General features: G+C 69.6%; 25 protein-coding genes. 10 read left to right on the top strand and 15 right to left on the bottom strand.

Going from position 1 to position 26,781, the window contains the following annotated elements; translation table 11 throughout:
• The first annotated feature begins 107 nt into the window (after nucleotides 1-107).
• From ACFQVD_RS25185 to ACFQVD_RS25170, 4 genes are all read left to right on the top strand, one after another.
• A complete protein-coding gene (locus ACFQVD_RS25185; protein WP_343968157.1) occupies nucleotides 108-3,518 on the top strand; it encodes a bifunctional glycosyltransferase/CDP-glycerol:glycerophosphate glycerophosphotransferase in 3,411 nt (1,136 codons plus the stop codon).
• Nucleotides 3,519-3,722: 204 nt separating this feature from the next.
• The gene (locus ACFQVD_RS25180) at nucleotides 3,723-4,664 is read left to right on the top strand and encodes a CDP-alcohol phosphatidyltransferase family protein (RefSeq protein WP_343968155.1); all 942 of its coding nucleotides are present in this window, start codon (nucleotides 3,723-3,725) and stop codon (nucleotides 4,662-4,664) included.
• Nucleotides 4,665-4,689: 25 nt separating this feature from the next.
• Nucleotides 4,690-5,700: a sulfotransferase family protein gene (locus tag ACFQVD_RS25175; RefSeq protein ID WP_364147012.1), complete on the top strand. Its 1,011-nt coding sequence runs from the start codon at nucleotides 4,690-4,692 to the stop codon at nucleotides 5,698-5,700.
• Nucleotide 5,701: 1 nt separating this feature from the next.
• Nucleotides 5,702-6,745 carry a sulfotransferase family protein gene (locus tag ACFQVD_RS25170; RefSeq protein ID WP_343968151.1) on the top strand — a complete coding sequence of 348 codons (1,044 nt, stop codon included), beginning with the start codon at nucleotides 5,702-5,704 and terminating at the stop codon, nucleotides 6,743-6,745.
• Here ACFQVD_RS25170 and ACFQVD_RS25165 read toward each other — a convergent pair.
• The 6 genes from ACFQVD_RS25165 to ACFQVD_RS25140 all read right to left on the bottom strand — a co-directional run bounded on the left by ACFQVD_RS25165 (nucleotide 6,735) and on the right by ACFQVD_RS25140 (nucleotide 13,379).
• Entirely contained in the window at nucleotides 6,735-7,892 is a 1,158-nt protein-coding gene (locus tag ACFQVD_RS25165; protein WP_343968150.1) for a glycosyltransferase, read from the bottom strand. The two genes, ACFQVD_RS25170 and ACFQVD_RS25165, sit on opposite strands and share 11 nt — an antisense overlap.
• The gene (locus tag ACFQVD_RS25160; protein ID WP_343968148.1) at nucleotides 7,889-10,696 is read right to left on the bottom strand and encodes a bifunctional glycosyltransferase/CDP-glycerol:glycerophosphate glycerophosphotransferase; all 2,808 of its coding nucleotides are present in this window, start codon (nucleotides 10,694-10,696) and stop codon (nucleotides 7,889-7,891) included. The genes ACFQVD_RS25165 and ACFQVD_RS25160 overlap by 4 nt, the downstream gene beginning before the upstream one ends.
• A gap of 264 nt (nucleotides 10,697-10,960) precedes the next feature.
• Entirely contained in the window at nucleotides 10,961-11,422 is a 462-nt protein-coding gene (gene aroQ, locus ACFQVD_RS25155) for a type II 3-dehydroquinate dehydratase (protein ID WP_343968146.1), read from the bottom strand.
• Between the two features lie 109 nt (nucleotides 11,423-11,531).
• Complete coding sequence (locus tag ACFQVD_RS25150) at nucleotides 11,532-12,284, bottom strand: hypothetical protein (protein ID WP_343968144.1); 753 nt, start codon at nucleotides 12,282-12,284, stop codon at nucleotides 11,532-11,534.
• Entirely contained in the window at nucleotides 12,281-12,646 is a 366-nt protein-coding gene (locus tag ACFQVD_RS25145) for a PadR family transcriptional regulator (protein ID WP_343968142.1), read from the bottom strand. Before ACFQVD_RS25145 ends, ACFQVD_RS25150 begins: the two co-directional genes overlap by 4 nt.
• Before the next feature lie 13 nt (nucleotides 12,647-12,659).
• Nucleotides 12,660-13,379: a CPBP family intramembrane glutamic endopeptidase gene (locus ACFQVD_RS25140; protein WP_343968140.1), complete on the bottom strand. Its 720-nt coding sequence runs from the start codon at nucleotides 13,377-13,379 to the stop codon at nucleotides 12,660-12,662.
• A 317-nt stretch (nucleotides 13,380-13,696) separates the two neighbouring features.
• On the opposite strand from ACFQVD_RS25140, the gene ACFQVD_RS25135 reads away from it, so the two are divergent.
• Nucleotides 13,697-16,150, top strand: a complete 2,454-nt coding sequence (locus ACFQVD_RS25135) for an FdhF/YdeP family oxidoreductase (RefSeq protein ID WP_343968138.1) — start codon at nucleotides 13,697-13,699, stop codon at nucleotides 16,148-16,150.
• Nucleotides 16,151-16,252: 102 nt separating this feature from the next.
• Here the strand turns inward: ACFQVD_RS25135 and ACFQVD_RS25130 are convergent, their stop codons facing one another.
• Both ACFQVD_RS25130 and ACFQVD_RS25125 read right to left on the bottom strand, forming a co-directional pair.
• A complete protein-coding gene (locus ACFQVD_RS25130) occupies nucleotides 16,253-16,453 on the bottom strand; it encodes a DUF397 domain-containing protein (RefSeq protein WP_343968136.1) in 201 nt (66 codons plus the stop codon).
• Between the two features lie 16 nt (nucleotides 16,454-16,469).
• Complete coding sequence (locus ACFQVD_RS25125; RefSeq protein WP_343968134.1) at nucleotides 16,470-17,270, bottom strand: helix-turn-helix domain-containing protein; 801 nt, start codon at nucleotides 17,268-17,270, stop codon at nucleotides 16,470-16,472.
• Between the two features lie 308 nt (nucleotides 17,271-17,578).
• Between ACFQVD_RS25125 and ACFQVD_RS25120 the strand changes: the two genes are divergently transcribed.
• From ACFQVD_RS25120 to ACFQVD_RS25110, 3 genes are all read left to right on the top strand, one after another.
• Nucleotides 17,579-17,839, top strand: coding sequence for a hypothetical protein (locus tag ACFQVD_RS25120; protein WP_343968131.1), 261 nt, complete (start codon nucleotides 17,579-17,581; stop codon nucleotides 17,837-17,839).
• On the top strand, nucleotides 17,836-18,246 hold the full coding sequence (locus ACFQVD_RS25115) for an ATP-binding protein (RefSeq protein ID WP_343968129.1): 411 nt from the start codon (nucleotides 17,836-17,838) through the stop codon (nucleotides 18,244-18,246). Before ACFQVD_RS25120 ends, ACFQVD_RS25115 begins: the two co-directional genes overlap by 4 nt.
• Nucleotides 18,247-18,342: 96 nt before the next feature.
• Nucleotides 18,343-18,552: a DUF397 domain-containing protein gene (locus ACFQVD_RS25110; RefSeq protein ID WP_343968126.1), complete on the top strand. Its 210-nt coding sequence runs from the start codon at nucleotides 18,343-18,345 to the stop codon at nucleotides 18,550-18,552.
• A 106-nt stretch (nucleotides 18,553-18,658) separates the two neighbouring features.
• Here ACFQVD_RS25110 and ACFQVD_RS25105 read toward each other — a convergent pair whose 3' ends face one another.
• Nucleotides 18,659-18,994, bottom strand: a complete 336-nt coding sequence (locus ACFQVD_RS25105; protein WP_343968124.1) for a helix-turn-helix domain-containing protein — start codon at nucleotides 18,992-18,994, stop codon at nucleotides 18,659-18,661.
• The gene (locus tag ACFQVD_RS25100; RefSeq protein WP_343968122.1) at nucleotides 18,991-19,362 is read right to left on the bottom strand and encodes a type II toxin-antitoxin system RelE/ParE family toxin; all 372 of its coding nucleotides are present in this window, start codon (nucleotides 19,360-19,362) and stop codon (nucleotides 18,991-18,993) included. Before ACFQVD_RS25100 ends, ACFQVD_RS25105 begins: the two co-directional genes overlap by 4 nt.
• A 223-nt stretch (nucleotides 19,363-19,585) precedes the next feature.
• Here ACFQVD_RS25100 and ACFQVD_RS25095 point away from each other — a divergent pair, with 223 nt between their 5' ends.
• Together ACFQVD_RS25095 and ACFQVD_RS25090 are read left to right on the top strand one after the other, a co-directional pair.
• The gene (locus ACFQVD_RS25095; RefSeq protein WP_343968120.1) at nucleotides 19,586-20,125 is read left to right on the top strand and encodes an RNA polymerase sigma factor; all 540 of its coding nucleotides are present in this window, start codon (nucleotides 19,586-19,588) and stop codon (nucleotides 20,123-20,125) included.
• Entirely contained in the window at nucleotides 20,122-21,225 is a 1,104-nt protein-coding gene (locus ACFQVD_RS25090) for a hypothetical protein (protein ID WP_343968118.1), read from the top strand. The genes ACFQVD_RS25095 and ACFQVD_RS25090 overlap by 4 nt, the downstream gene beginning before the upstream one ends.
• Here the strand turns inward: ACFQVD_RS25090 and ACFQVD_RS25085 are convergent.
• The 5 genes from ACFQVD_RS25085 to ACFQVD_RS25065 all read right to left on the bottom strand — a co-directional run bounded on the left by ACFQVD_RS25085 (nucleotide 21,219) and on the right by ACFQVD_RS25065 (nucleotide 26,764).
• Entirely contained in the window at nucleotides 21,219-22,076 is an 858-nt protein-coding gene (locus ACFQVD_RS25085; RefSeq protein ID WP_343968116.1) for an SRPBCC family protein, read from the bottom strand. The two genes, ACFQVD_RS25090 and ACFQVD_RS25085, sit on opposite strands and share 7 nt — an antisense overlap.
• A gap of 424 nt (nucleotides 22,077-22,500) precedes the next feature.
• Nucleotides 22,501-23,370, bottom strand: coding sequence for an FAD binding domain-containing protein (locus ACFQVD_RS25080; RefSeq protein ID WP_343968114.1), 870 nt, complete (start codon nucleotides 23,368-23,370; stop codon nucleotides 22,501-22,503).
• Nucleotides 23,367-25,742: a xanthine dehydrogenase family protein molybdopterin-binding subunit gene (locus ACFQVD_RS25075; RefSeq protein ID WP_343968112.1), complete on the bottom strand. Its 2,376-nt coding sequence runs from the start codon at nucleotides 25,740-25,742 to the stop codon at nucleotides 23,367-23,369. Before ACFQVD_RS25075 ends, ACFQVD_RS25080 begins: the two co-directional genes overlap by 4 nt.
• Nucleotides 25,739-26,248, bottom strand: coding sequence for a (2Fe-2S)-binding protein (locus ACFQVD_RS25070; RefSeq protein ID WP_343968110.1), 510 nt, complete (start codon nucleotides 26,246-26,248; stop codon nucleotides 25,739-25,741). The genes ACFQVD_RS25075 and ACFQVD_RS25070 overlap by 4 nt, the downstream gene beginning before the upstream one ends.
• Nucleotides 26,249-26,341: 93 nt before the next feature.
• A complete protein-coding gene (locus tag ACFQVD_RS25065) occupies nucleotides 26,342-26,764 on the bottom strand; it encodes a nuclear transport factor 2 family protein (protein ID WP_343968108.1) in 423 nt (140 codons plus the stop codon).
• Nucleotides 26,765-26,781: the final 17 nt, after the last annotated feature.

Here is a 26,781-nt window from a genome sequence, read left to right as displayed (position 1 = left end):
GACGTCTTCCACGATGAGTGGATCTTCACCTGCGTGGCGTGTCCGGTGTTCGCGCGGACGGACCGGACTGTGAGCTTTCGACTACCGGAGGACCGATCGTGGCCCCAGTGAGCATCATCGTGCCCATCTACGACGTGGAACCGTACCTTGAGGCGTGCCTGGAGTCGTTGGTCGCGCAGACCTGGGGTGACATCGAGGTCGTCATGGTGGACGACGGCTCTCCCGACTCCAGCGCGGAGATCGCCGAGGCGTTCGCCGCGCGCGACGCGCGGTTCCGGCTGATCCGGCAGGAGAACGCGGGCCTGGGCACCGCGCGCAACACCGGCGTGAGACACGCCACCGGCGAGTTCCTCGCCTTTGTCGACAGCGACGACATGCTCCCGCTGACGGCGATCGAGACGATGGTGTGCAGCCTTCAGGAGAGCGGTTCCGATCTCGCCACCGGCAACGTGCTGCGTTTCAGCGGGCAGGGGGTGCGCCAGTCGGCGATGCACAAGACGATCTTCGCCAACTCCGCCCGGCGAACCCACGTGACCCGTGACGAGATCCTGCTCAAGGACCGGCTGGTCACGAACAAGCTCTGGCGCCGCTCCTTCTGGGACGAGCACGGGCTGAGCTTCCCCCAGGGGGTGCTCTGGGAGGACATCGCGGTCTCCCTGCCCGCGCACTTCCTGGCCGGGGCGGTGGACGTGCTCTCCACCCCGGTCTACCTGTGGCGGGAGCGGGAGGGGGAGAGCGTCTCGATCACCCAGAACCGGGGGCACGTCAAGGGCATCGAGGACCGGTTCGCCGCGGTCAACTCCGTGCGCCGCTTCCTGATCGACACCGGCAGGGCCGAGCACCTGCCCGCGTGGGACCGGATGGTCCTCGACAGCGACCTGCCGAACTTCCTGCAGGTGCTCGACCAGGCGGGCGAGGAGTCCCAGCAGCGCTTCCTCGACCTGGCCTGCGCCTACCTCGACCAGGCGGGGCCGAAGGTCCTCTCGCGCGTCCCCGCGCAGCGCCGGGCGAAGTGGGCTCTGGTACGGGAACGCCGGATGGACGACCTGGTCCAGCTGCTGGAGTGGGACCGGACGGTCAAGCCTACGGTCCGGGTCGGCGGTGGGGGCATCCGCGGGTACCACCTCAACAGCCCGGTATCCGTCGAGCGGTCCGCCACCCGGATGCGCGAGGAGCTCGACCTGCGGCAGCGGGTGGACAGCCTGGACTGGAAGGACGACAGGCTGGTCGTCGAGGGCCGGGTCTCGCTGCGCTACCTGCGTCCCCGCCGGCGGATCCAGCAGCACGTCTTCGCCTGGCTGGTTCCAGAGGGGACCGGGCGCAGGATCCGGCTCCCGGTCACGGCCAAACGGGGTCTGTCGCTGGTGGACACGGGCCCGCGCAGGCGCAAGGACTGGTGCGGGTTCCGGCTGGCCGTCGACCCGGCCGGGCTTCCCGCCGGCTCGTCCTGGCGTGTCGACCTGTGCGTGTTCTCCCGGGGCCTGCTGCGGAGAGGCAGGCTGGCCCAGCCGAGCCCGGCCGCGCGGCGGCTGGAGCTCACCGAGGACCCCTCGGGGAGCGTGGCGTGGACGGAGTGGACGCCGGCCGAGGAGTTCAGGCTCAGGGTGGAGCGGCCCGGCGGCCGGGTCACCGGTCACCGGGTGGCCGAGGGCAGGCTGCGGGTCACCGGCCGGTGCGGCGACGACCTCGGCGCCGCACCGGTGCTGCGGCTGACCCGGCCGCAGGGCGGCCGTGACCGGCGCTACCCGATGGCCATCTCGGACGGCGCCTTCGAAGCGGTGATCGACCTCGACGAGGTGCTGTCCGATCGCTGGCCCGGTCTGGACCCGGCGAGCCTGGAGATGAGCGCGCTCAATCCCGGGGCCGAATGGCACTTCGAGATCGTCTCGGAACAGGGCGACGCCCGGCCGCTGGTCGTCGAGCGTGACGTGGAGCGCGGCCTGCACCGGCTCCGCGGCCGGGACGTGGTGCTCGACAGGTCGCGGACGGGCGGGCTGGTGCTGCGCGAGCAGCGGCCGACGTTCTACGTGGAGCGGGTGGAGTGGACCGAGCGGGGGCACCTGGCGCTGAGTGGGGCCGCGATGCGCCCCATCGACGGCCAGGCGTGGCTGGTCCTCACCTCGCGCAACCGGTTCAACGAGCGGCTCTTCCCGATCGTCGGCGGCAGCGCCACGGTGACGCCCGAGGGAACCGCCACACTCGGCGGATGGCTACCGCTGCCGGCGGGCACGCACGGTTTCGCGATCCGTACCGACGCGGGCGACATGCGGGTGGAGTTCCGGCTGTCCGCGCCGCTGGAGCACGTCTCCGCCACCCGTACGTTCACCTTCGACACCGACCTGACCTCCGAGGCCGTCTTCACGGTGAGTGACGACCTGCGCGCCTCGGGCCGGCCGAAGCAGCAGCGACTGCTGCGCGAGGACTTCTATCCGGCCAAGTGCCAGGAGGCGCTGCGGCCCGCCGTCCTCTTCGACAGCTACGACGGCAGGCAGTTCTCCGACAGCCCGAAGGCGATCTACGAGGAGCTGGTGCGCCGGGGCGCCGACCTGGAGTTCATGTGGGTGGTCAGGGACGGGCAGGTGGAGCTGCCCGAGGGGGTGGCGCCGATCCGGCGGTACGGGCGGGAGTTCTACGACGCGCTGGCCCGCTGCCGGTACGTCGTCACCAACAGCCACCTGCCCTCCTGGTTCGAGCGCAGGCCGGACCAGACGGTGCTGCAGACCTGGCGCGGCACCCCGCTGAAGCGGGTCGGCTTCGACATCGAGAAGGTGCTGTTCGCCAGGCCCGACCATCACGAGCGACTGGCCAGGACCGTCGCCAGGTGGAGCCATCTGATCTCGCCGAGCCCCTGGTGCACCTCGGTCCTGGACAGCGCCCTGCGCTTCGAGGGGGAGATCCTGGAGATCGGCTCTCCCCGCGCCGATCTGCTCCGCCGCGACGGAGCCGCGGAGATCCGGGAGCGGCTCGGCCTGCCCGAGGGCAGGAAGGTGATCCTGTACGCCCCGACGTGGCGCGACGACAAGTTCTACAGCAGGGGGCGCTACCGGCTGGACCTGCGCCTGGACCTGCAGCGGATGTCCGAGGAGCTCGGTGACGACCATGTGCTCATGATCCGCAAGCACCCGAGCGTCACCGACCGGGTGCCCCGGGCCGGCAGGGACTTCGTCCTCGATGTCTCGATATATCCGGATATCCAGGAGCTTTACCTGGTCGCGGACATGCTGATCACGGACTACTCGTCGGCGATGTTCGACTTCGCGGTGACCGGGAAGCCGATGCTGTTCTACACCTACGACCTGGAGCGCTACCGCGACGAGGTGCGCGGCTTCAACTTCGACTTCGAGGCCGAGGCCCCGGGCCCGCTGCTGCGCACGACCGAGGAGGTGGTGGAAGCCGTGCGGGACGTCGACGAGGTGCGTACCAAGTACCTGAGGCTGTACGACGCCTTCACCGCCAGGTTCTGCCCGCTGGAGGACGGCGGCGCGGCGGCGCGGGCGGTGGACCGGATCTTCCGGTAGCCGCGCCCGCCCCACGAGAACGGCGGGCCCGGAGCGAAGGCGACCTGTGGCTCCGGAGAAAGGCCGGGGAACCCCTCCCCGGCCTTTCGTGTCTTCAAAGCAGCCGATCACTGTGGCGCGGGCCGGTCAAGAAGTGGCATGGAGATCTTCTAGTAGTTACAGAGTGTAGATGGCAGGAGACGTGGCGTGGCCATGCTGGGATGCATGAGGGCCTATTCGTTGGACGACGTCCACGCGACCCGGAAACGAAAAGACTCCTGGTGGACCGTTTTCCTGGTTGATCCGGTGGCGTGCAGGCTCACCCTGCTCGTCGCCAACCATACGTCCATCACCCCCAACGGGCTCACTCGCTTCTCCCTGATTCTCGGGATGTGCTCGGCGATCTGCTTCGCGGCCGGACGGCTGGTGCCGGGGGCACTGCTGTTCTACCTGAGCTTCATGGTCGACTGCATGGACGGGAAGATCGCCCGGCTCAAGGGGACGGGCACCGCGTTCGGACTCTGGCTCGACTACGTGGGCGACCGGATCAGGGTGGTCTGCTGCGCCGCGGGGCTGGCGTCCGGACAGTACGCGGTGACGGGGGAGGTCGCCTACATCCTGCTCGGTGCGGGGGTGGCGGTGCTCGACCTGTTCCGTTACGTGAACGCGCCGCAGATGAAGCGCGTGCGCGAGGTGGTCAAGGAGAACCGGCTCGGCCGCCTGGCGGCCGTCGAGTCCGTGACGGCTCCGGGACACGCCAGGCCCGCGGAGGCCGTGCTGGCCGCCGGACATGCCGGGCACGTCAGGCCCGTCGAGGTCGTCATGCCCCGCGAGGCCATCACACCCCGCGAGCCGATGCGGATCGTCCCCTTCGAGGAACGGAGGCCGAGGCCACGGGGCGGCAAACGGTCGAGGCTGCCCCGCAGGTTCGGCCGCCTGCTGGCCCGTCGCCGGGTGCGGAGCCATCTGATCAGCGGCATCGAGTTCCACGCCGCGGTGTTCGTGGTCGCCCCGCTGGTGGGGAGGGTCGCCCTGGTGCCCCTCGCGGTCGCCTCCGGGGCGTTGCTTCTGCTGAACGAGGTCTTCCTGATCTATCGAATGTGGCTCTTCTCCCGGGTGGTGCCCGCCGCGCCGCTGGTGGAGAAGGTGCCGCGCGTATCTGTTTGACCAAGCTTTACGGGGGTTCGTTGTCATGCAGTCCGACCGCCCGATCTTCGTGATCGGTTGTCCACGTTCAGGCACCACCATGTTGCAGCTGATGCTGCACTCGCATCCACGTATCGCGGTGCCTCCGGAGACACGGTTCGTGGTGCCCGGCTACTACCGCAGGTTCTCCTTCGGGGACCTGCGCGAGGAACGGAACCGGCGCAGGGTCGGCCGGTGGATCGTGAGCGACAAGGACACCAAGTTCAAGGAGCTCAAGCTCGACGGGGACAAGCTGATCGACGACATCGTCGCGGGGCCGCCGACGCTGGGCTCGGCGATGGGCATCACCTTCCGCTCGTACGCCGAGCAGTACGGCAAGAGCCGCTGGGGTGACAAGCGGCCCAGCTACTACCACCACGTGGACCTGTTGACCAGGCTCTTCCCGGACGCCCAGTTCGTGCACCTGATCAGGGACGGCCGCGACTGCGTGGCGTCGCTGAAGGAGATGCCCTGGTACACCAAGGACGTCTTCCACGCGGTGGTCAACTGGAGCGAGGCGATCGACTACGGCCGCCACCACGCCAGGAAGCTCCCCGCCGACAGCTACTACGAGCTGCGCTACGAGGACCTGACCGCCTACCCGGAGACCGAGCTGAGCAAGCTCTGCGAGTTCCTCGGCGAGGACTACGACCCGGCGATGTCCGAGCCGTACCACGTCGCCAGGGTGGCGATCCCGCAGCACAAGGTCTGGCACAGCAACACGCACGGCGATGTCACCACCGCCAGGGCGGGTTCGTGGAAGGCCAGGCTGGAGCCCTGGGAGATCTCGGTCTGCGAGACGGTCCTGGCCGAGCGGCTGACCGCCAACGGCTACGAGCTGAGCGGCGCGCCCAAGGCGGGCAAGCCTCACATTCAGGCGTGCGAGAAGGCCGCCGCCAAACGACGCTGGGCGCGCAGGCGCAAGGAGTTCCGCGACCGGGTCAAGCGGTTCCGCGAGCCGGGCCCGGTGGCCGCGAGGCTCACCAGCCGGCAGCTCGGCGAGCTGGCGAAGGTCTGACGTGAAGCCCGACCGCCCGATCTTCATCCTGGGCTGTCCCCGCTCGGGGACCACGATGCTGCAGCTGATGCTGCACGCCCACCCGCGCGTCGCCATCCCGCCGGAGACCCGGTTCATGGTCTCCGCCTACCAGCGACGGCTCCAGTTCGGCGACCTCAACGACGCGGAGCACCGGCGCGAGCTGGCCGAGTGGGTGGTCGACCGGCACCAGACGCGTTTCCACGAGCTGAACCTGGGCCGCGACGAGGTGCTCGGGCAGATCGTCGACGGGCCGCCTACGCTCGGCTCCGCGCTGGGCATCGTGCTGCGCGCCTACGCGACCAGGCACGGCAAGCCGCGCTGGGGTGACAAGCGGCCCTCGTACTTCCAGTACACCGACGTGCTGCTCCGGCTCTTTCCCGACGCCCAGTTCGTGCACCTGGTCAGGGACGGCCGCGACTGCGTGGCGTCGCTGAAGGAGATGCCCTGGTACAACGGGAGCGTCTACAGCGCGGTCTCCGCCTGGGCCGAGGCGATCGACTTCGCCAGGCACGGCGCGCCGAGGCTTCCCGAGGGCAGCTACCACGAGCTGCGCTACGAGGACCTGACCGCAGAGCCGGAGGCTCACCTGCGCAGGCTGTGCGAGTTCCTCGGCGAGGACTTCCACCCGGCCATGTGCGACCCGGCCGCGGTGGCCGGCATCGCCGTGCCCACCAGGAAGACCTGGCACGCGCGCACCTACGGCGAGGTGACCACCGCGCGGACCGGTTCCTGGCGCGAGCGGCTCGACCCCGGCGAGGTCTCGCTCTGCGAGAGCGTGCTCGGCGACCGCCTGGAGACCTACGGGTACGAGCTCAGCGGGGCACCGAGGGTCGAGACCTCCCGGCTGGTCTGCTACGAGCGGACCGCGGCCAAGCGGAAGCTGGCCCGGGTCAAGCGGATCACCTTCGACCGGCTGATGCGGCTCCGCGAGCCGAACCCGCTGGGGGCGCGGCTCACCTCCGCCCAGATCGTGCTGGCGGGAGTGCCGATGCCGCGCAACGAGCCGGTGGCGGTCACCGGGTGACCTGCTCGAACAGGGCCTCCCACCGATCCAGCACGCGATCGGGCCGGAACGCCTCGACGTGAGCGCGGGCGGCGGCCCCCAGCCGCCGCCGCTCCTCGGCCGAGGCCATCAGCTCGGCCAGCGCGGCGGCGAGCGCGGTCACGTCGGCCGGGGGCACCAGCACCCCGGTCTCCCCGTCCAGTACGAGTGACCTGAGCCCGCCCGACACGTCGAACGCCACCGAGGGCACCCCGTAGGACGCCGCCTCACCGACCACCAGCGGCAGCCCCTCGTGCTCGCTGGCCAGCGCCAGCACCGACCCGCCCAGATACTCCTCGCCCATCAGGGGCGCGGGCACCGTGCCACGGAAGACCACCCGGTCGCTCACCTCGCAGTCCGCGGCGTGCGAGGTGAGCCGCTGCCGCTCGGTCCCCTCGCCGATCAGGTGCAGCTCCCAGCCCTCGCCCGCCTCGCGACGGGTCTTCGCGAGGTCCGCCCGCAACTCGGGCTCGCCGGGGACGGAACGGCCACAGGCCTGGGCGAAGGCCGAGATCAGCCGGTCGAACCGCTTCACGCCCTCCAGCCTGCCGATCCCGAGCACCCGGCGGGCGGTCAGCCCGGCGGTCCCCGACGGCCAGGCGGGCAGCGGGTTCGGGATGGACCAGGTGTTGGGCAGCAGCGCGTGCTCGGCGAAGAGCCACGCGTCCCGCTCGCTGAGGAAGACCGCCTTCTCCAGGGTGCCGTAGTGGTCGCGGACCGAGTCGAGGTGCCAGGAGCCCCGCGCGTGCTCGTACGACCCGTGGTACTGCCCGATCGGCAGCAGCCGCTCGGGCAGCAGGGCCCTGATCCGGGCGACCACACTGGGCGAGGAGAGCACGGCGAACCCCGGCCCCACCTCGCGCAGCAGCCTGTCGAGCTCCCGGTGCTCGCGGCGCCGGCCCAGCGGTGACAGCGTGCTCACCGGTGTGCGGTGGATCACATGGCTGGTGTAACGCGGCCGCTCCACGTAGCGGAACGGGCTCCTGGCGCGGTGCAGTCCGATCACGTGCACCTCGCGGCCCCGTTCGGCCAGGCCCTGAGCCACGGTGTGGGTGACCCGCTGGACGCCGCCCAGGGTGTCGGCGTCCACGCAGGCGAACACGACCGCCTCCGCGCGCCCGCCGCTCACCCCGACCACCTGGGCGGCTGGATCGGCCGCCGCAGCCCCGGCAGATGTCCCAGCCCGGCCGGAGCGCGCCACTCCCGGGGAGCCTGCGTGGGGATCCGGACCGAGGGGGGCTCGAAGAAGGCGTCCACCACCTTCGCCGAGGCGTGACCCTTCTCCTCCGCGCACCACAGCCTGCGGAACGCGATGTACCTGGCGGCGAAGGAGACGGTCACGCCGTCGAGGTCGCGCAGCGCCTCGATCAGCTCCTCGGTGGTGGTCAGACAGGGGCCGGGGGCGATCGCGGGCAGGTCGTGGTAGACCCCGCGTTCCACCCTGCGGTACTCGTCCCAGTCGTCGATCAGGAACAGCATCGGCCGCCCGGTGATCGCGTAGTCGCACATCAGCGACGAGTAGTCGGTCAGCAGCGCGTCCGAGAGCAGTATCAGGTCGTTGACCTCGGGGTACGACCCGGCCTCGCGGACGAAGTGGCGCAGCTGCTCGGGCACCTCGAACCGCTCGACCGGGTGGGTGCGCAGGACCACCGTCCAGTCGCCGGCCAGGGCCTCGGCCATCGCGGACAGGTCGGCCCTGACCGACTCGCCGGACCCCTTGGCCCGGTCGCGGTAGGTGGGTGCGTACAGCAGCACCCTGGACCAGTGCGGGATCTCCAGCCGCTCCCTCGCCCGCCTGGCCGCATCCCGGTCACCGTGCACCAGCACGTCGCAGCGGGGCGAGCCGTGGCGCAGCAGTCGTCCCCGGTAGCCGTTGGAGGGCACGAACACCCGCTCGAACTCGGCGCTGGGCGAGACCAGCGCGTCCCAGCGCTCCACCGCGGCCCGCCAGGTCGCCCTCGGCCCGTCGAAGTCGGCGCGCAGGTCAGGCGAGTCGAAGCCGACCGACTTGATGCCCTGGCCGTGCCAGGTCTGCAGGTAGCGGGTGCGCGGCGGCTTGGGATAGGCCAGCGGCATGCCGTGGCTGTCGACCCAGTAGCCCGCCCTGGCCATGGTCCAGATGTGCCGCCAGCTCATCCGCCGTACCAGCCTGGCGTCGGGAGGAAAGCCGTGCGCGGTCCCGGTCGCCGACCAGACCATCCGCAACGGCGTGCCCCGCCGCCTGAGCTCCTCGTAGATGTAGCGCGGGTTCCCGGTGTACCCGGCGCCGACGTCGGACTCGAACAGGGCCAGATCCCGGCGGGGCGGCAGTACGGAGATCAGCCCCTTGTAGACGCGGAGCTTCACCTCGGGGCCGTCCATCCTGCGCAGCAGCCTGCGGCCGGCCCGCCCCACCCGGGCCAGTCGCCTGAGCGCTCCCCGGCGGCGCCAGCGCAACCGCAGGAACGCGGCGACCCCCTCCGCGCCGACGGTGACCTCGTGCCACGGGACGACGACGACGAACGGCGGGCTGGACGAATCGACCAGCAGCTGGTCGGAGGTGACCCTCCCGTCGGGGTTGACGATCTCGACCACCGGCTCGTGGCGCCCGTCGAAGCCCAGGCGGCCGGGGCTGAGCGCGGCGAGGTCGACCGTCGCCTCGCTCAGCAGACCGCCGTCGTCCTGCTCGCGTGGCGCGAGCCGTACCCGGTGCTTCCCGATGCGCAGGAACGCGGTCCAGCCGGGGGTGGCGGCGAGCACCCCGAAAGGGTCGTACGTCCTGATCACCACCCTGATCACGGTGCCCTGGCCGGTGACGACCGCCTCGTGGCGCAACCTGGAGGCGCTGTAGGGCAGCTCGGCCATCCGGAGCGAGGTGATCTCCCGCATCTCGTCGGGGACCGTTCCCCAGTAGGTGCGCCCCCCTTCGCGCAGGGCGACGCGCGGCGGTGCCTTCGGGCCGTTCAGCGAAGCGGCGGCCAGCAGGAGCTCGTCAGGCCGACCGGCGAGGATGAAACTACAGCAGACCCGGATGAGCGGGTCGATCGTCTCGAACACCGCCGGGTCGAGTTCGGACAGGTAGGGGCGGACCACCGAGATGAACTCCTCGACCCACGCGAGGTCCCGCATGGGCAGCGGGTTGAGGTAGACCCGCAGGTCCTGGCGGAGGAACCGGCGCTGCCGCTCGTGCACCAGGTCACCGAGGCCGTTGTCACGCAGGATGTCGTCGCTCAGCCGGGCCGCCCTGATCCTGGAGCGGACGTTGGACATGTCGGTCAGGCTCAGCGAGATCGACAGCCGCGCGTCGCTCTCCGCCGAGGCCCGGTGCCAGAGGTAGACCACCCACGGGACCACGGCGAACCGTCGCGCCGCGCAGTACAGGGCGGTGCTGAAGACGTGGTCCTCGTAGTGCATGTCCTCGGGGAACGGCAACCGCCGCAGCAACTCGGCCCGGTAGAGCTTGTTGGTGCTGAAGGAGTCGAGGAACATCTCCGGCTCCTCGGCGATCCCCTCGACGGTCCGGCGTCTGGCGAACAGGGCCGGGTAGTAGCGCGCGGTCTTCCCGCTCTTCTCGTACAGCCGGGCGATCTGCCCGGTGACGAAGTCGGCGCCGGTCCGCTCGATCTCCAGCAGCATGCTCTTGCAGGCGTGCCGGGTCAGCTCGTCGTCGCTGTCCAGGAACATCACGTACGGCGCCCGCGCCGCCGCCACGCCCCGGTTCCGCGGGGTCCCGCAGCCCCCGCTGTTGACCTCCCCGCGCAGGTAGCGGACCCGCGCGTCCTTGCGCTGTAGTTCCCGGGCGACCTGCTCCGTCTCGTCGGTGCTCGCGTCGTCGGCGATGATCACCTCGACGTTGCGCAGCGACTGCCGGAGCACCGACCGCACGGCCCTGGGCAGCCGCGCGGCATCGTTGTAGGTGATCACCACAACGCTGCACTCCGGGACGTTAATCACACCTCGTGCTATCCCCGAGAAGAAGTGAGTAGTTGTCCTACTTGTCCACTGATAGCACTCTTTTTGATGCCCTATGGGACGGGCGGTCCAGGTCCGGCGCGGTTTGGACCGCCGAGTGCCGCCCGAACCGTGACAGCCGGGACCGTTGGAGGGGCGACCGTCTCATCGCCCGGTTGCGTCACAGTCCTCCCCGGAGGGTCTTGGCCCGGCACGATCTTCTAAAGCCGCCCGGCCTCCACCTGCCAGGCCCGATACAGCGGTCGGCTATGTCAGGGACATTCTGTGCAGGGCGTCGATGGCGAGGCGGTAGCCGTCCGTGCCGAGGCCGACGATGGTGCCGCGCGCGACGGGGGAGATGTAGGAGTGGTGGCGGAAGGACTCGCGGCGGTGCACGTTGGAGATGTGCACCTCGACGACCGGTAGCTCGGTGCCCTCGATGGCGTCGTGCAGGGCGATCGAGGTGTGGGTGTAGGCCCCGGGGTTGAAGACCGCGCCGATGACCTCACCGGCCTTGACGCGCGCCCCGGCCTCGTGGATCCAGTCGATCAGCCGGCCCTCGTGGTTGGACTGATGGAAGATCAGGTCCAGGCCGAGCCGGGTGGCCTCCTCGCGGCACAGTTCCTCGACGTCCGGCAGCGTCATGGTGCCGTAGACCTCGGGTCTGCGGGTGCCGAGCAGGTTCAGGTTCGGGCCGTTGAGCACGTATACGCCGGTCACGGGGATCATTCTCGCCCATCCGCGGGACCGGCGGTGCCAGGCCGCGGCCCGCTCCTGTGACGCGGCGGACCCATGGAACCTGGAGCGGGTGCCGTATCTGACCGGCGTTCGCCGGTATTCAGCGATTCCTGTTGCGCCGTCGGGCGGCCAGCCACAGTACGGCCATCACGGCCAGCACACCCATCATCATTCCGGTGAGCAGACCCAGGACGGTGTCGAGGCTGCCGTCGAGCTCCGTCCCGGCGACCCGGAACACTGACACCAGGGCCACCGCCGTCAGCGCCAGCAGGCCGGCGATCAGAGCGTAGAACCTCGGACTGAGGAAGATGTTGCGCCCCGGCGTTCGCGGCGGCGCGGTCAGCTCCGCGGCGGGCCCCAGGCTGGCGGCCTTGGGTCGTTTGAAGTACTCGAAGCACACCCACCTGCCGCACGGCTCCCAGCCGTCGGGGGCGAGCAGGTCGAGCACGCTCCGGCGCCGGCCGGGCGAGACCAGCTCTCTCCGGTACTCCCACTGCTGGGGGTGCTCGGGGTCTCGGGTGCTGACGAACAGACCCTTCGTATCGATCCCGTCGACCTCCCAGCCCTGGGCGCCGTACTCGTTGAGCATCCTGACGTCGTGGAACAGGTCGGCGGTCCAGCACCAGGTACGGGCGTCCGCGGCGGGCGGGGCCGAGGTGACGGCCAGTTCGCGGGCCAGCTCGGCCGCCGGGCCGAACTCCTCCTCGGGGTCGCCGCTGCTGCTCTCGGCGAGGTAGCCGGCGAGGTCGTCCAGCATGGCCCCGACCCGGTCGGCGGGCATGCCCGCCTCGGCCAGGATCACGGCGAGCTCGTCGAAGTAGTCACCGGTGGTCTCGTCGACGTGGCTGTTCATCGAAGCCCCCCTTCGGGTGCGCTCGTCTCGGTGCGGCCCTTGGCCAGTACGGCGCGTACCGACTCGTCGAAGTTCAGCCAGAGTCCGCTCTGCTCGGCGAGTGTCCGCCTGCCCTGGTCGGTGAGCCGGTAGTAGCGGCGGCCGGGTCCGCGTTCGGTCACCCGGAACTCGGCGGTGACCAGCCCCGCCTCCTCCAGCCGGTTGAGCACCGGATAGAGGGTGCCGCCCTTGATCTGGCCGAGGCCGGACTCGGCGAGGTCCTTGGCGATCTCGTAGCCGTAGTTCTCGCCGGCCGTCAGGCTGGCGAGGACCAGCAGGTCGAGCACACCCTTGAGCCAGCTCGCGCGTCGGTCGCTCGTCATGTAGCGATCCTATCTAGCCTGGGTTCCCGACTAGCTCACGTCGCGGCTGCGGGGTGAACAGCAGGCCGCGAAGGTCGATCAGTGCGTGCAGCAGGATCGGCATGAGCAGGCTGCCGGTCCTCAGGTAGAGCACGGTCAGGCCGAAGCCGGCCAGGGTGACCATGAACATGCCGCGCCGGCCCTGGTAGAGATGGCCGGCGGCGAACACCGCCAACGCGCAGCAGGCCGCGACCTCCTTGCTCAGGCCGAGCGCGCCGGTGCCGACCGCGATGAGCAGACCTCGGTAGACGATCTCCTCGGTGATACCGGCGGTCACCGACAGGCCCGCGGCGTACCAGCGCTCGACCGCGGTACGCGGCAGCAGGTGGGTGACGGCCTGCTGGCCGGGGAGGGATTTGCCCTTGGCGGCCAGCCTTCTGAAGACGAGCACGCCGGCCGCGGCGGCGACCAGGAAGCCAACGATCATGCCGAGGGCCTCGTCCGGTGACTCCTTGATCACCAGGCCGATGTCCGTGAAATCGAGGTCCGGCTCCACGGCGACGATGAGCAGCGCCACGGCGGCCAGCGTCCACAACTCGGCGCTCCAGAACGTGACCATCCGGCGATAGGCCGTGGGGTCCTGGTCGCGAGTGCGGGCCAGCTTGTCGTAGGTGTGCCTGCCGAGCAATGGGCCGGCGACGGTCAGGTAGCCGACGAGGACGACTGCCAGGACGAGCGCCAAGGGGGATGACACGGGAAGCCTCCGTAGGTGTTCTGCTACCTAGACCGTAGAGCAAGCTAGTTAGGGATGCAATCTAGCTTGCGGAGAAGATGCTCGAAGACGTGGCGTGGATCGGAAGGACTCCGGCAGTCGGCTGTAGTGCGTCCCCGAGGCCATCCGGGCCCGGATTCGGCATCGCCTCGATCGCCAGGCTCCTGGGGCCGGCGCCCGTACCGGGACCGCGCTGAGGGGTCCTCGGTGGGGGCCTCGATGGCCCAAGCTTGGGCAAGGGCGGGAGGTTGTTTGGGGCTGCGGTGGGGACGAGGGCGGTAGACCGGGAATATCACGGCATGTGCACGCATGTCGGGCTCGACTGCGCCACCCCGGGGGGACCGCTCATGGCCGACGACATCCTTGCCTCAGGAGAGAACTTCGGACAGGGGATGCCGGGGGTTCCGGCGCGGGGGCGCGGACCCAACACCGGAGAGCCCTTCTCCAGGCGTGACTACCGGCACCCGGCGGCGGGCTGGGGCGCGGCGCTCAGCGTCGGGAAGATGCTGGCCAAGACACGGGAGCCGGTCGAGGGGACCCGGGCGATCTTCCGGATGAACCATGAGGGCTACGGTTTCGACTGCCCGGGATGCGCGTGGCCGGACGACAGGAAGGGCCTGCGTCTGGACATCTGCGAGAACGGCATCAAGCACGTCACCTGGGAGATGACCCCCAAGCGCGTCGGGCGCCGATTCTTCGACGAGCACACCGTCACCGAGCTGTCCGGCTGGAGCGACTTCGCGCTGGAGGACCAGGGCAGGCTGACCGAGCCGATGGTCTACGACCCGGAATCCGACAGGTACCGGCCGATCTCCTGGCCGGACGCGTTCGAGCTGGTCGGCTCGACGCTCAGGAGACTGAGCAGCCCGGACCAGGCGTCGTTCTACACCTCCGGGCGGCTGAGCAACGAGGCCACGTTCCTCTACCAGCTCTGGGCCCGCGAGTTCGGCACCAACAACCTGCCGGACTGCTCGAACATGTGCCACGAGGCCAGTGGCCGGGCGCTGACCGCCGCGCTGGGCACCGGCAAGGGGACCGTCGACCTGGACGACTGGGGCAAGACCGACGCGCTGTTCCTCCTCGGCTCCAACGCGGCCTCCAACGCGCCGCGCATGCTGACCTGGCTGGTCGACGCGTACCAGCGCGGTGCCCAGATCGTGCACATCAACCCGCTCGTCGAGGCCGCGGCCGGGGAGACGATCGTGCCGCACGAGTTCCTCGCGATGGGCACCTTCCACGCCACCAGGACCGGAACGCTCAACGTGCAGCCGAGGATCGGCGGCGACCTGGCGCTGCTGCGCGGGGTCGCGAAGGCCGTGTTCGAGGCGGCGGAGACCGACCCGAAGGCGATCGACCAGGGGTTCGTCGACAACTACACGCGCGGTTTCGAGGACTACCGGCGGGTGTGCGCCGAGGCCACCTGGGCGGAGCTGGAACTCCAGTCAGGCGTGGGCGAGGTGCGGATCCGCGAGCTCGCCGACGTCTACCTGCGTTCCAGGCGCACCATCATCAGCTGGTGTCTGGGCATCACCCAGCAGGAACACGGCGTCGACACCGTGCGAGAGATCGTCAACCTGCTGCTGCTCCGGGGCAACGTGGGTCGCGAGGGCGCCGGTCCGTGCCCCATCCGCGGGCACAGCAACGTCCAGGGCAACCGCACCTGCGGGGTCAACTCCCACCCGACCGAGCGGTTCCTCTCCCGGCTGGCCGAGGTGTGCGGCATCGACCCGCCGAGGGAATGGGGCCTGGAGACCGTCGGCACCATCGAGGCGATGCACCGGGGCGACGTCAAGGTGTTCGTGAGCATGGGCGGCAACTTCGCGCTGGCCACGCCCGACACCCCGGGCACCTTCCGGGCGCTGCGCAACTGCGAGCTGACCGTGCAGGTCAGCACCAAGCTCAACCGCAGCCACCTGGTGCACGGCGAGAAGGCGCTGATCCTGCCCTGCCTCGGCCGTACCGAGAAGGACTGGCAGCGCCGCAGGCTGCAGGGGGTCACGGTCGAGGACTCGATGAGCATGGTGCACATGTCGATCGGCATGCGGAACCCGGCCTCCCGGCAGCTGCTCTCCGAACCGGCGATCATCGCCGGCATGGCGAGGGCGACCCTGCCGGACAGCGCCACGCCCTGGCAGGAGTACGTCGACGACTACGACCGCATCCGCGACACCATGGCCCAGGTCCTCGACGGCTTCGAGGACTTCAACCGCCGGGTCCGGATGCCGCTGGGCTTCCGGATCCACCAGCCCGCCCGTGATCTGGTCTTCCTCACCGAGTCCGGGCGCGCCGAGTTCTCCACGGCTCCGATCCCGAACGTCATTCCGGAGGCGGGCCGCCTGACGCTGGGCACGGTGCGCTCCCACGACCAGTGGAACACCACCGTCTACTCCGACGACGACCGCTACCGGGGCGTCAGGAACCTGCGCACCCTGGTCCTGATGAACCGCGACGACATGCGCGAGCGGGGCCTGGCCGACACCGACCTCGTCGACATCACCAGCATCGCCAGGGACGGCAGCAGGCGCAGCGTCTACGGCTACCGGGCCTTCGCGTACGACGTCCCGCGCGGCAGCGCGATCGGGTACATGCCCGAGCTGAACGTGCTCTGCGCGCTCACCGACTTCAGCCCGCAGAGCGGGCAGCCGCTGGCCAAACACCTCGTCGTCGAGATCACCCCGGCGGCCGGCCACATGGTGAATGAGACCCGACACGAGGCGGAACGCCCGATCAGCCACGGTGTGGGCGGGCAGTGAAAGGTTCTGACGTGTGAGCCCGTGACAGGGAAGTGCCGGGCCTGCGGACATCCGATCGAGAGACTACGGGCCTGGCTGAGCATCCTCATAGGCAGACGGCTTTTAGAGCTGTCCGGTTTTCACGGCCCCAAGGAAGGCCGCGAACACGGCGTTCTCGAACACGAGGGCCGGGCCATTGGGGTTCTTGCTGTCGCGTACGGCGACGTCCCTGCCCAGGAGGGCAACCTGTACGCACTGGCCGCTTGAGCCGCTGAGGCTGCTGGTGTGCCATTCGGCATGGGAAAGATCGGGCTCCTCGCCCACCCTGTGTTTCCTCTCGTCACGTATCCGCGAGGATGCGAGTGATGAGATTACGGCTCTCGTCCGGGCTGCTCGCCATGGTCCGGAGCTTCTCGAACACTCGCCTGTACCGCGTCACGTCGCTCTCGCTCTCCAGGAACAAGTCTCTTACGCTCGCCTCAATGTAGACAACATCATGAGCATCCTCGGCGAACTGGAGAATGACGAACGAACCCTGCATTCCCGGGTGCACACCGGCTGCGAAAGGGATCACCTGCAACGTCACATGGGGCTGCTCGCTCTCATCGAGCAGTCGCTGCAACTGCTCGCGCATTATCTCGGGGCTGCCGACACGGCGACGCAGCGCCGCCTCATCGATGATCGCCTCAATGGTCAGTGGCGAATCTCGTTCGGTCTGGCGAGCCATGCGGGCCGCCACCCGGGTCTCGATCTCCTCTGTCGGCAGTTCGAGTGCGCCTCCGGGAATCGCCGCGCGGGCATACGCCGTGGTCTGAAGCAGTCCGGGAACAAACGAGGACTGGTAGTCCAGAACCGCTCTGGCCTCCTGCTCGAACCCTATGTAGGTGGCGTACTGATCGGGCAGGGATTCCGAGGGAGCATGCAGCCAACTCTCCTCTCCCGCCAGCTTGAGGATTCCGATCAGGTCGTCCCGATGTCGTTCCGGCACGCCGTACACGTCGAGCAACGCTCGTAGTGTTCTTACCTGCGGTTTCGCCTGCGCCGTCTCGATTCGGTACAGGGTGGCACGGTTGATCTCAGTAGCCTCTGCCACCTGCTCACGGGATAGACCCGAACGCTCCCTGAGCTGTCGCAGCTCCATCGCCAGCCGTCGTAGGCGAGTAGTAGGAGCCTGCCGCCGTTGGATCATGTGGCACAGGGTAGCGGAATCATCACGGTCGATGTGAACACAACGTGTTGCGTTCGCTACGTCTCGTGTGCATCATGTTGTTTGTAAAACCTGTCGCATCCCTCAGCGCAGGCAGCCAAGTCGATGGCGGTGGTTAGGGAGGTCGGGCTTCTGGCTGCCCGGACTTCAGGCGAGGCGGTCACGAGAACAGAAGATCGAATATCTCGCCGACTCCACCCGCTCGGATGTCGTATCGCTGATGAAGGGCAGGATCGATGACGGTGTCGTCTTCGCATGAGCAGTACCTTCACCTGGTGCGGTTGGCGTGGGGTCTCCGCCGGCTGGAGGTGGGGGTCAGGATCGAACTTCCGGCCTCCGAGGAGCCGTACGTGGCGGTGCGGCGCGAGTCGGGGCCGCTTCGGGTGCTCGCCGTGCTCCGGGGTAAGAAGTGGATCTTCGCCTGGGGGCGGGGCCGCTACCAGTGGATCGCGGCCTTCGACGAGGACGCGGTGCGGCGCATCCACGAGATGGTGGCGCGGTGACGGCCGGGCTGCTGGGCACGATCACATTGCCGGGGGCGGAGTGCTCGGTGCCGGTGGCGCGTCACTGCGTCGGCGCGGTGCTGGCGGCGGCGGGGTGCGCCTTGGTGGACGATGTGCTGCTGGTGGTCACCGAACTGGTTGGGAACGCGATCAGGCACACCGCCTCGGGCGGTTGCGGCGGCACCCTGACCCTGCACGTCCTCGACGCCGGACAGCAGCTGATCCACATCGAGGTGGTCGACTCCGGCGCGGCGACGTTCCCCGAGCCGCGCGAGCCGGACCCGGAGAGCTTCGGCGGGCGCGGCCTCTGGCTGGTCGATCAGTGCTCGGCCAGGTGGGGAGTACGCGAAGTCGACGGCGGCCGCCGCGCGGTCTGGGCACTGCTGCCCTCCACAGGTGACCGGTAATGCGTTCCGAACGCCCGATGACCCTGGAACCGCGCTTACTTTCCGCGAGAGGATTGAAGACATGGCCGACGAACTGTGACGGCAGGAGAGAGCAGCGTGTCCCGATCAGATCTGTCCAATGCCACCTGGCGCAAGAGCAGCCTCAGCGGTAGTGACCACAACTGTGTGGAAGTCGCCTTCCTGAACGGTGGCGCTGTCGCCGTCCGTAACTCCAACCATCCCGATGCCGGAACCGCCATGTTCACCCCTGCCGAGTGGGCGGCCTTCATCGGCGGCGTCAAGAACCACGAGTTCGACTCTTACTGAAGAGGCTCAGGCAACGTCCTGCGCCACTACCGACCCGCTGCTGCCTGACTCACGGGCCTAGACACTCACCGGGTCCGCCGCTCTGGGGGTGGCTGTGGTGAACTGGCTATGCGGCATGAGTGTCGGTGCCGCGCAGGATGTAGAGATCATCGCCGAACACCGCCGAGATCTGGATCTGTCCGCCGAGTGCCTGTACGTAGCGGGCGATCGTCTCGACGGTGGACACCTCGCCACGCTCGATCTGTGAGACCCGGCTTTTGGTCACGCCCATGCGGTCGGCCACGTCCGTCTGGGACAGCCCCAGTGTCTTCCGCCGCTCGGCCAGCCGATAAGCGTCGATGTAGGCCTGACTGCGTCGCCTCACCTCGGTCACGGCTTCCTCGCCACCGGAGCTCGCGACGATGTCCGTGCGGATGTCGCTCCATTTGGGAAAGTTCGTCATCGGTCCTTCTCCTCTGCCTCTCGCTCTTTCAGATACTCCTCGTACAGCTCTTCCGCGCGGGGGATGGTTCTGCGGTACCAGCCCGACCAGTCGCCGGACTTGTCGCCGCCGAGCAGCAGGATGGCCGAACGCCATGGATCGAACACGAACAAGATCCGGATCTCGGAGCGCCCGGCCGAGCCGGGACGGAGCTCCTTCAGGTTATGGATCCGCGACCCTTCGAGCTTGTCGACAAGCGGGCGCCCCAACCCGGGGCCGGCCTCCGCAAGCCTGTCGATGGCGTCGACGACCTGGAGTCGAGAGCGCTCGTCCAGGGCTCGGATCCAGGCGTGGATCTCGTTGGTGACGCGGATCTCCCACTCCTGCATGCTCAGGAGTGTAGCAAATCCTTTACCCCAGCGGCATGTGGTGCTTAACTCGCTTCGCGACCTGCCCTATGCGATGGGTTCGCCCTGAACGTTCACCGGGTCCGTAGCGCAGCTCGGAGGTTCCGGCCGCTTCCGCTGAAAGGGCGACGAGAAATAAGGGAAGGGTGGGGTGGCCGCCGGGCAAGAAGGGGTGTCCTGTCCTTCCGGCAAGGGAGTCCCTTGCATGATCGCTGTTTCTGAGGTGGCCTCGGTGGTCGATCGGGAGCGGTTCGCCGCCGTCTTCGACGCCCACTACGAGGAGATCCGCCGCTACATCGGGCGGCGGCTCGACCTGGACATCGCCGAGGACCTGGCCGCCGAGACCTTCCTGATCGCCTTCCGCCGACGCGACCGGTTCGACGCCGCCAGGGGCACGGTCCGGCCCTGGCTGTACGGCATCGCCACCAACCTGATCGGCCGCCATCGCCGGGCCGAGATCCGCCGCTACCGGGCGCTGGCCAGGACCGGGCCGCCTCCCGACGACGACGGCCATGATCAGCGGGTCGCCGACCGGGTCACGGCGGGGGTGACGGTCGGCCGGTTGTCAGGGGCGCTGGCCCGGCTGTCCAGGGGAGAGCGGGACGTGGTGCTGCTCGTCGCGTACGGCGGGCTGACCTACGAGGAGGTCGCCGAGGCGCTCGGGGTCGCCTACGGCACGGTGGCCTCCCGGCTCAGCCGGGCCAGGACCAAACTGCGCGACTCGCTGGGAGTGGAGGTCTGTTGAACGAGTTCCAGTTCATCGACGATGTGATGCCGGATGTCCCGCTCGCCGATCCGGTGCGGGCCGCCGAGACCAGGGCCAGGGCGCTGAACGGCACGAGGCTCTCACGACGACGGCTCGTGGGACGGTCCCGTGGCCGTTTCGGATGGGCGGTCGCGGCCGTCGCCACGGCAACGGTGGTCGCGTCCGTCATGATCGTGCCCCGCCTGGGGACGGACGCCGCGCCCCGGGCGGGGGGGCCGGAGAAGGTGCTGGAGGCGGTGGCCGACCGGGCGGCGGCGAGACCGGAGCCCGTCGAGAGCCTGTACTGGCGGGCGACCACCGAGTTCTTCCTACGGGTGCGGGTCAACGGCTACATCGTCGACGATTGGGGTCGGCAGACGCTCTGGTACAGCCCTGCTCTGCCTACGGTGCGCGAATGGACCAGGCTCGGTACGGTGCCGTCCACGAAAGAGGACCGTGTCGCCTGGGAGCGCGCCGGTTCACCGGAGCTCTGCGCGCTGAGCGAAGGCTGCGGTGACGACCAGCTGCCACCGTTCGACCGGACCCTCGTCATGCCGGACCCGCCGAATCGGTCCGCACGCCCCCTGCAGGCTTTTGGCGTGGCGCTGGACCTGAAGGAGATCAGGGAGTTGCCGAAGAATCCGGTAGATCTCAAAGCGAGACTCCTCACGTACTGGCCCGCCTACAGCAGGACACTGCCGAAGGGGGCGGCCGAGAAGGCGGATGACTGGCTCTGGTCGGTTGGAACGTCCCTGCTGTGGGACGCGCCGATCTCTCCGGGCACGGGCGCGGCCGTCTACCGGATGCTGGCGGGTCTGCCCGATGCCCGGATCATCGGCACGGCTCAGGGGCCCCACGGTCGTGCGGCGATCGCGCTGGCACGCACGTCCTCCTTCGAAGGCACGGAGAGCCGGATCCTGATCGACCCCTCCACCGGTGACCCGCTCGGCCTTCGCAAGATGCTGGTGACGGCCAGGGACGGCATGCCGTCGGGCACCGTGACGACGACGATCACCGTTCAGAAGTCCGGTTGGACCGATATATCGCCGCGTGTACCCAAGGGCTGCACGTTGGAGGAGGCAAAGAGGTGTGTTTACTGACGGTTTCGGCGTAGGGCGCGGGTGATCAGCCAGGTGATCAGGGTGGCGGCCGCCAGGGCGGCGACCAGTGGGGCGATGCGTTTGAGCAGCGGCAGGCCCGCCACCTCCAGGAGGTTCATGGCCTCCTCGTCGGGGCTGAGCGAGGTGCGTGAGGTGCCCGCCGGGTGGCTCTGGCGGGACCCGGACTTCTCGTCCACGACGAGGCCGGGCGGTGTCGGCACCGCGCTGAGATGCCGTCCGGACCCGCTCAGCTCCTCCGGTCCGGCGGGGGTCGCGGGGCCGGGGCCGAAGGCCGCCGAGACCACCGGAACCTCGTCGTCCGGGCCAGGCTGGGAGGGAGCACTCCAGCCGCCCAGGCCCGGCGTCTCGGAAGGCGTCTCGGCGGCGGTCTCCACGCCCGGGCTCTCGCCCAGCAGCAGGGAGAGGTTGGCCGCGAACCTGTCGATCAGCTTCTCACCGACCTCGGACATCACGCCCCGGCCGAACTGGGCCGGGCGGCCGGTCACGTTGAAGGAGGTGTCGACGGTGACCCTGGTGTGCCGCCCCTCGGGGTGCAGGCGCGCGACGACCGTGGCACCGGCGGTGCCCGAGCCCCTGGCCTCCTTGCCGGCGGCCTTGACGGTCATGGAGTGGGTGCCTGCGTCCACCTTCTCGAAGGAGGCCCGGCCCTGGTAGGTCACCGTGATCGGCCCGACCTTGACCTTCATCCTGCCGGTGAAGGAGTCGTCCTCGACCTTGTCCACGGTGGCACCGGGCAGGCAGGGGCCGACCCGCTGGACGTCGAGCAGCACCGGCCACGCCTGCTCGATCGGCACGGGGACCGTGAACTCGTGCTCGAACCGCATCGCCATCGATCCGCTCCTTGCCGGTCGGTCGCTGTTGCGACATTACGACTACACGGGGGCGTATTACCAGTATGCCGCCACGGGGCCGGTTGACCGCCACACGTCGGTACGTGTCGGCCGGCGTCCGTTCCCCCTGCCCCTCCGGGCGGGGATGATGCCTCCGCCCTCACGGGAGGCGCTTCTCGCGCTCCGGGCGGCACGAAAGTCGTTTTCAGCGTGGAGACCTCGGGCTTCGGCTCCGGGGAGGAAACGCGGCACGGGGCCGCGCGGGCGGGCGGTTACCGGTGAAGCAGGAAACCCACCCGGTGAGGGTTGGAATCCTCCGGCTTCAGCCTCGGGGAGGAAGTCAAGGTTAAGACGCTCGCGAGCCCGTCGGGGCGGCGGCTACAGGGTGGGAACGCCCCGGGCTCTCACCCTGTAGCCGCGGGACTCAGCCGCTCGCGGCCCTGACCGCCCTGCGGGTCAGCACCCGGGCCAGATGGCGGCGGTAGTCGGGTCTGGCGTGCAGGTCCGCCGGAGGCGAGGTGCCGTCGTCGGCCTCGGCGCACGCCTCCCCGACGGGGTCGGTGCCGCCGGAGGCGGCGGGCGCGAGGTCCACCCCGCGCAGCGCCGTCTCCACCGCACTCGCCCGCACCGGGGTGGGGCCCATGTTGGTCAGCGCGATCCTGGCCTCCTCGACGGTCCCGTTGCTCCGCCGTACGGCCGCCGCGACGCCGACGATCGCCCACGCCTGCGCCGTCCGGTGGAACTTCTCGTAGTGGAAACCCCACCCGGGGCCGAGCACCGGCACCCGGGCGCCGATCAGCACCTCATCGGGTTCGAGCGCGGGCTCCAGGTAGTCGACGAAGAAGTCCGCGGCGGGGATCTCCCGCTCGCCGTCGGCGGAGCGGACGACGAAGACGCAGTCGAGCGCCAGGGCCACGGCCGGCAGGTCCCCCGCCGGGTCGGCGTGGGCCATGGAGCCGCCGAACGTGCCACGGTGCCGTACCGCGGGGTCGGCCACCGTGGCCGTGGCCAGCGCGAGCAGCGGGACGCGCTCCTTGATCACGGCTGAGCGCAGCACCTCGTCGTGGGTGGTGAGCGCGCCGACGAACACGTGGTCGCCACGGTCTTCGATGCCGCGCAGTCCGGGCAGGCGCCCGAGGTCCACCAGCGCCGACGGGTAGGCCAGCCGCAGCCGCAGCAGCGGCAGCAGCGACTGGCCACCGGCCAGCACCTTGACGTCGTCGCCGGAGGCGAGCACCTGGCATGCCTCCTCCACCGAGGAGGGCCTGACGTAGTCGAAGGACGCGGGGATCATCGGTCTCCTCCTTCGGTGACGGCCCGCCAGATCCGTTCCGGGGTGCAGGGCATCCGCACGTCGTTCACCCCGTACGGGCGCAGCGCGTCGACGATCGCGTTGACCACGGCGGGGGTGGAGGCGATCGTCCCGGCCTCGCCGACGCCCTTGACGCCCAGCGGGTTGGTCGTCGCCGGGGTCTCGGTACGGTCGGTGACGAAGTCCGGCAGGTCGGCCGCCGAAGGGATGAGGTAGTCGGCCATCGTGGTGGTGAGCAGGTTGCCCTCGGTGTCGTAGACCGCCTCCTCGAACAGCGCCTGGGCGACGCCCTGGGCGATGCCGCCGTGCACCTGACCCTCGACGATCAGCGGGTTCACCACCGAGCCCACGTCGTCGACCGCCACGTAGCGCCGGATCTTCGAGGCGCCGGTCTCGGTGTCCACCTCGATCGCGCACAGGTGGGTGCCGTGCGGGAAGGAGAAGTTGTCCGGGTCGAAGGTCGCGTCGGCGTCCAGCGAGGGTTCGAAGCCGTCGGGCAGGTCGTGCGCGGCGAAGGTGGCCAGCGCCAGCTCCTGGATGGTCCTGCCCGCCTCGGTGCCCCGGACCTTGAACGTCCCGTCGGTGAACTCGATGTCCTCGGCGTCGGCCTCCAGCATGTGCGCGGCGAGTTCCCTGGCCCGGTCCTTCACCTTCTCGCAGGCGGCCAGCACGGCGACGCCGCCCACCACCAGGGAGCGGGAGCCGTAGGTGTCCATGCCCTTGTGCGAGACGGACGTGTCGCCGTGCAGCACCGAGACGTCCTCGAACGGCACGCCCAGCGCGTCGGCGACGATCTGGCTCCAGGCCGTCTCGTGTCCCTGGCCGTGTGGGGTGGAGCCGGTGACGACCTCGACCTTGCCGGTGGGCAGCATCCTGACCGAGGCGTGCTCCCAGCCGCCCGCGCCGTAGCTGAGGCTGCCGAGCACCCGCGAGGGCGCCAGCCCGCACATCTCGGTGAACGTCGAGACGCCGATGCCGAGCTGGACCGGGTCGCGCCGGTCGCGCCGGTCCGCCTGCTCGGCCCTGAGCTTGTCGTAGCCGAGCAGGGCCAGGGCCCGCTCGGTCGCCGCCTCGTAGTTGCCCGAGTCGTAGGTCAGCCCGCAGATCGTGGTGTACGGGAACTCCTCGTGGGTGATCCAGTTGCGGCGCCGCAGTTCGATCGGGTCCATGCCCAGCTCGTGGGCGAGCTCGTCCATGGCCCGCTCGATCGCGAACGTCGCCTCCGGACGGCCCGCGCCCCGGTAGGCGTCGGTCGGCATCTTGGTGGTGAAGACGCCGGTGCAGTTGAAGTCGTAGGCGTCCATCTTGTAGATGCCGTTGTACATGAACGCGCCGAGCAGCGGCACGCCCGGCGTGACCAGCATCAGGTAGGCGCCCATGTCGGCGAGCAGGTCCACCTTGACGCCCCGCACCCGCCCGTCCCGGTCGGCGGCGACGGAGATCCGCTGGAGCTGGTCGCGGCCGTGGTGCACCGTCAGGTTGCCCTCGGAGCGGGACTCGGTCCACTTCACCGGCCTGCCCAGCCTGCGGGTCAGCAGTAGCGCGAGCACCTCCTCGGCGGTGACCTGGAGCTTGGAACCGAAGCCGCCGCCCACGTCGGGGGCGACCACCCGCAGCTTGTGCTCGGGGATGCCCGTGGTCAGCGCGAGCATGACGCGCAGGACGTGCGGGATCTGGGTGGCGGAGTAGAGCGTGAAGGCGTCGCCGTCGGTGGTGGCCACCACCGCGCGGGGCTCCATGGCGCTCGGGATGAGCCGCTGCTGCACGTAGGTGCGTTCGATCACCACGGGGGCGTCGCGGAACGCCTCCTCGATGTCACCTCCGGCGAACTTCCAGGTGAACGCCTGGTTCCCGGCCTCGTGGACCTTGGGGCTCCCCTCGGCGAGCGCCTCGGTCATGTCGAGCACCGCTTCCAGCGGCTCGTAGTCGATCTCGATCGCCTCCAGCGCGTCGGCCGCCCGGTAGCGGTCGGTGGCGACCACGCAGGCCACCGCCTCGCCGACGTAGCGGACCTCGTCCACCGCCATGGGCGGGTGGTCGGGGATGACGACGTCCTCGCTGACCGGCCAGGCACAGGGCAGGCTGCCCTGCTCGTCGGCGAAGTCGCGCCCGCTGTAGACGGCGACCACGCCTGGCCGGCCGCTCGCGGCAGAGGTGTCGACGCGGGTGATCCTGGCGTGGGCCATCGGGCTGCGCAGGAAGGCCACGTACATCATGCCGGGGAGCTGGATGTTGTCGGTCCAGGTGGTCCTGCCGGTGACCAGCCGGGCGTCCTCCTTGCGCCTGCGCGCCTTCCCGACCTCGTGGGCGGACGGGTCCTTCAGCCGGTCGCTCTCGATGAGCTGCTCGGTCATGGCGCCGGCACCTCCTGCGCGGACGACTCCGACGCGCTCCGCCGGGACATCTCCGCCGCGCCGCGCCGCACCGCCCTGACGATGTTGCAGTACCCCGTGCACCGGCACAGGTTGCCTTCCAATCCCTCGCGGACCGCCTCCTCCGACGGGTCGGGATCGTCCCTGAGCAGGTCGATCGCCGCCATGATCATGCCGGGGGTGCAGTACCCGCACTGCAGGGCGTGCTCCTCGTGAAAGGCCCGTTGCATGGGATGCCACTCGCCCCCCTGCGCCAGGCCCTCGATCGTGACGACATCGCTCCCGTCGGCCTGCACGGCGAGCACGGAACAACTCTTCGCGCTCCGGCCGTCGAGCATCACGGTGCAGGCGCCGCAGTTGCCGGTGTCGCAGCCGATGGGCGTGCCGGTCCTGCCGAGCCGATCTCGTAGCAGATGGACGAGGAGGAGGCGCGGCTCCACCTCCTCCTCGTATGCGATTCCATCGACGTTGACGGTTATTCGGGGCATACGTCCTCCAAGAGCAACCACAGGGGTATAGGAGAAGTGAGAACCGATAATTGAGAACTTACGCCCCAGTTCTTCCCGGTCAACCCCCTGGCCTCACGCCAACGGCAGTTCCCTCGGCTCGCGGCCACCGAGGATACGGCGGTCCGCTTCGTCGATTCTGAGATCGTTGATACTCGCCTCGCGGCGCCGCATCAGCCCGTCGTCGGCGAACTCCCACAGCTCGTTTCCGTAGCTGCGCCACCACTGGCCGTCCGCGTCGTGCCACTCGTACTGGAACCGTACGGCGATGCGGTCGCCGCCGAACGTCCACAGCTCCTTGCGGAGCCGGTAGTCCTGCTCCTTGGCCCACTTGCGGCTCAGGAACTCCCTGATCTCCGCGCGCCCGGTGAGGAACTCGTCCCGGTTGCGCCAGACCGAGTCGGGCGTGTAGGCGAGCGAGACCCGCTCGGGGTCGCGCGTGTTCCACGCGTCCTCGGCGGCCTGGACCTTGGCCCTGGCCGTCTCCTCGGTGAACATCACACTTCCTCCATGGA

Source organism: Streptosporangium amethystogenes subsp. fukuiense (assembly GCF_042665875.1).
Taxonomy (GTDB): domain Bacteria; phylum Actinomycetota; class Actinomycetes; order Streptosporangiales; family Streptosporangiaceae; genus Streptosporangium; species Streptosporangium fukuiense.
Note: the sequence above shows the minus strand (reverse complement) of the source record. Positions and strands in the feature narration are given on the sequence as shown.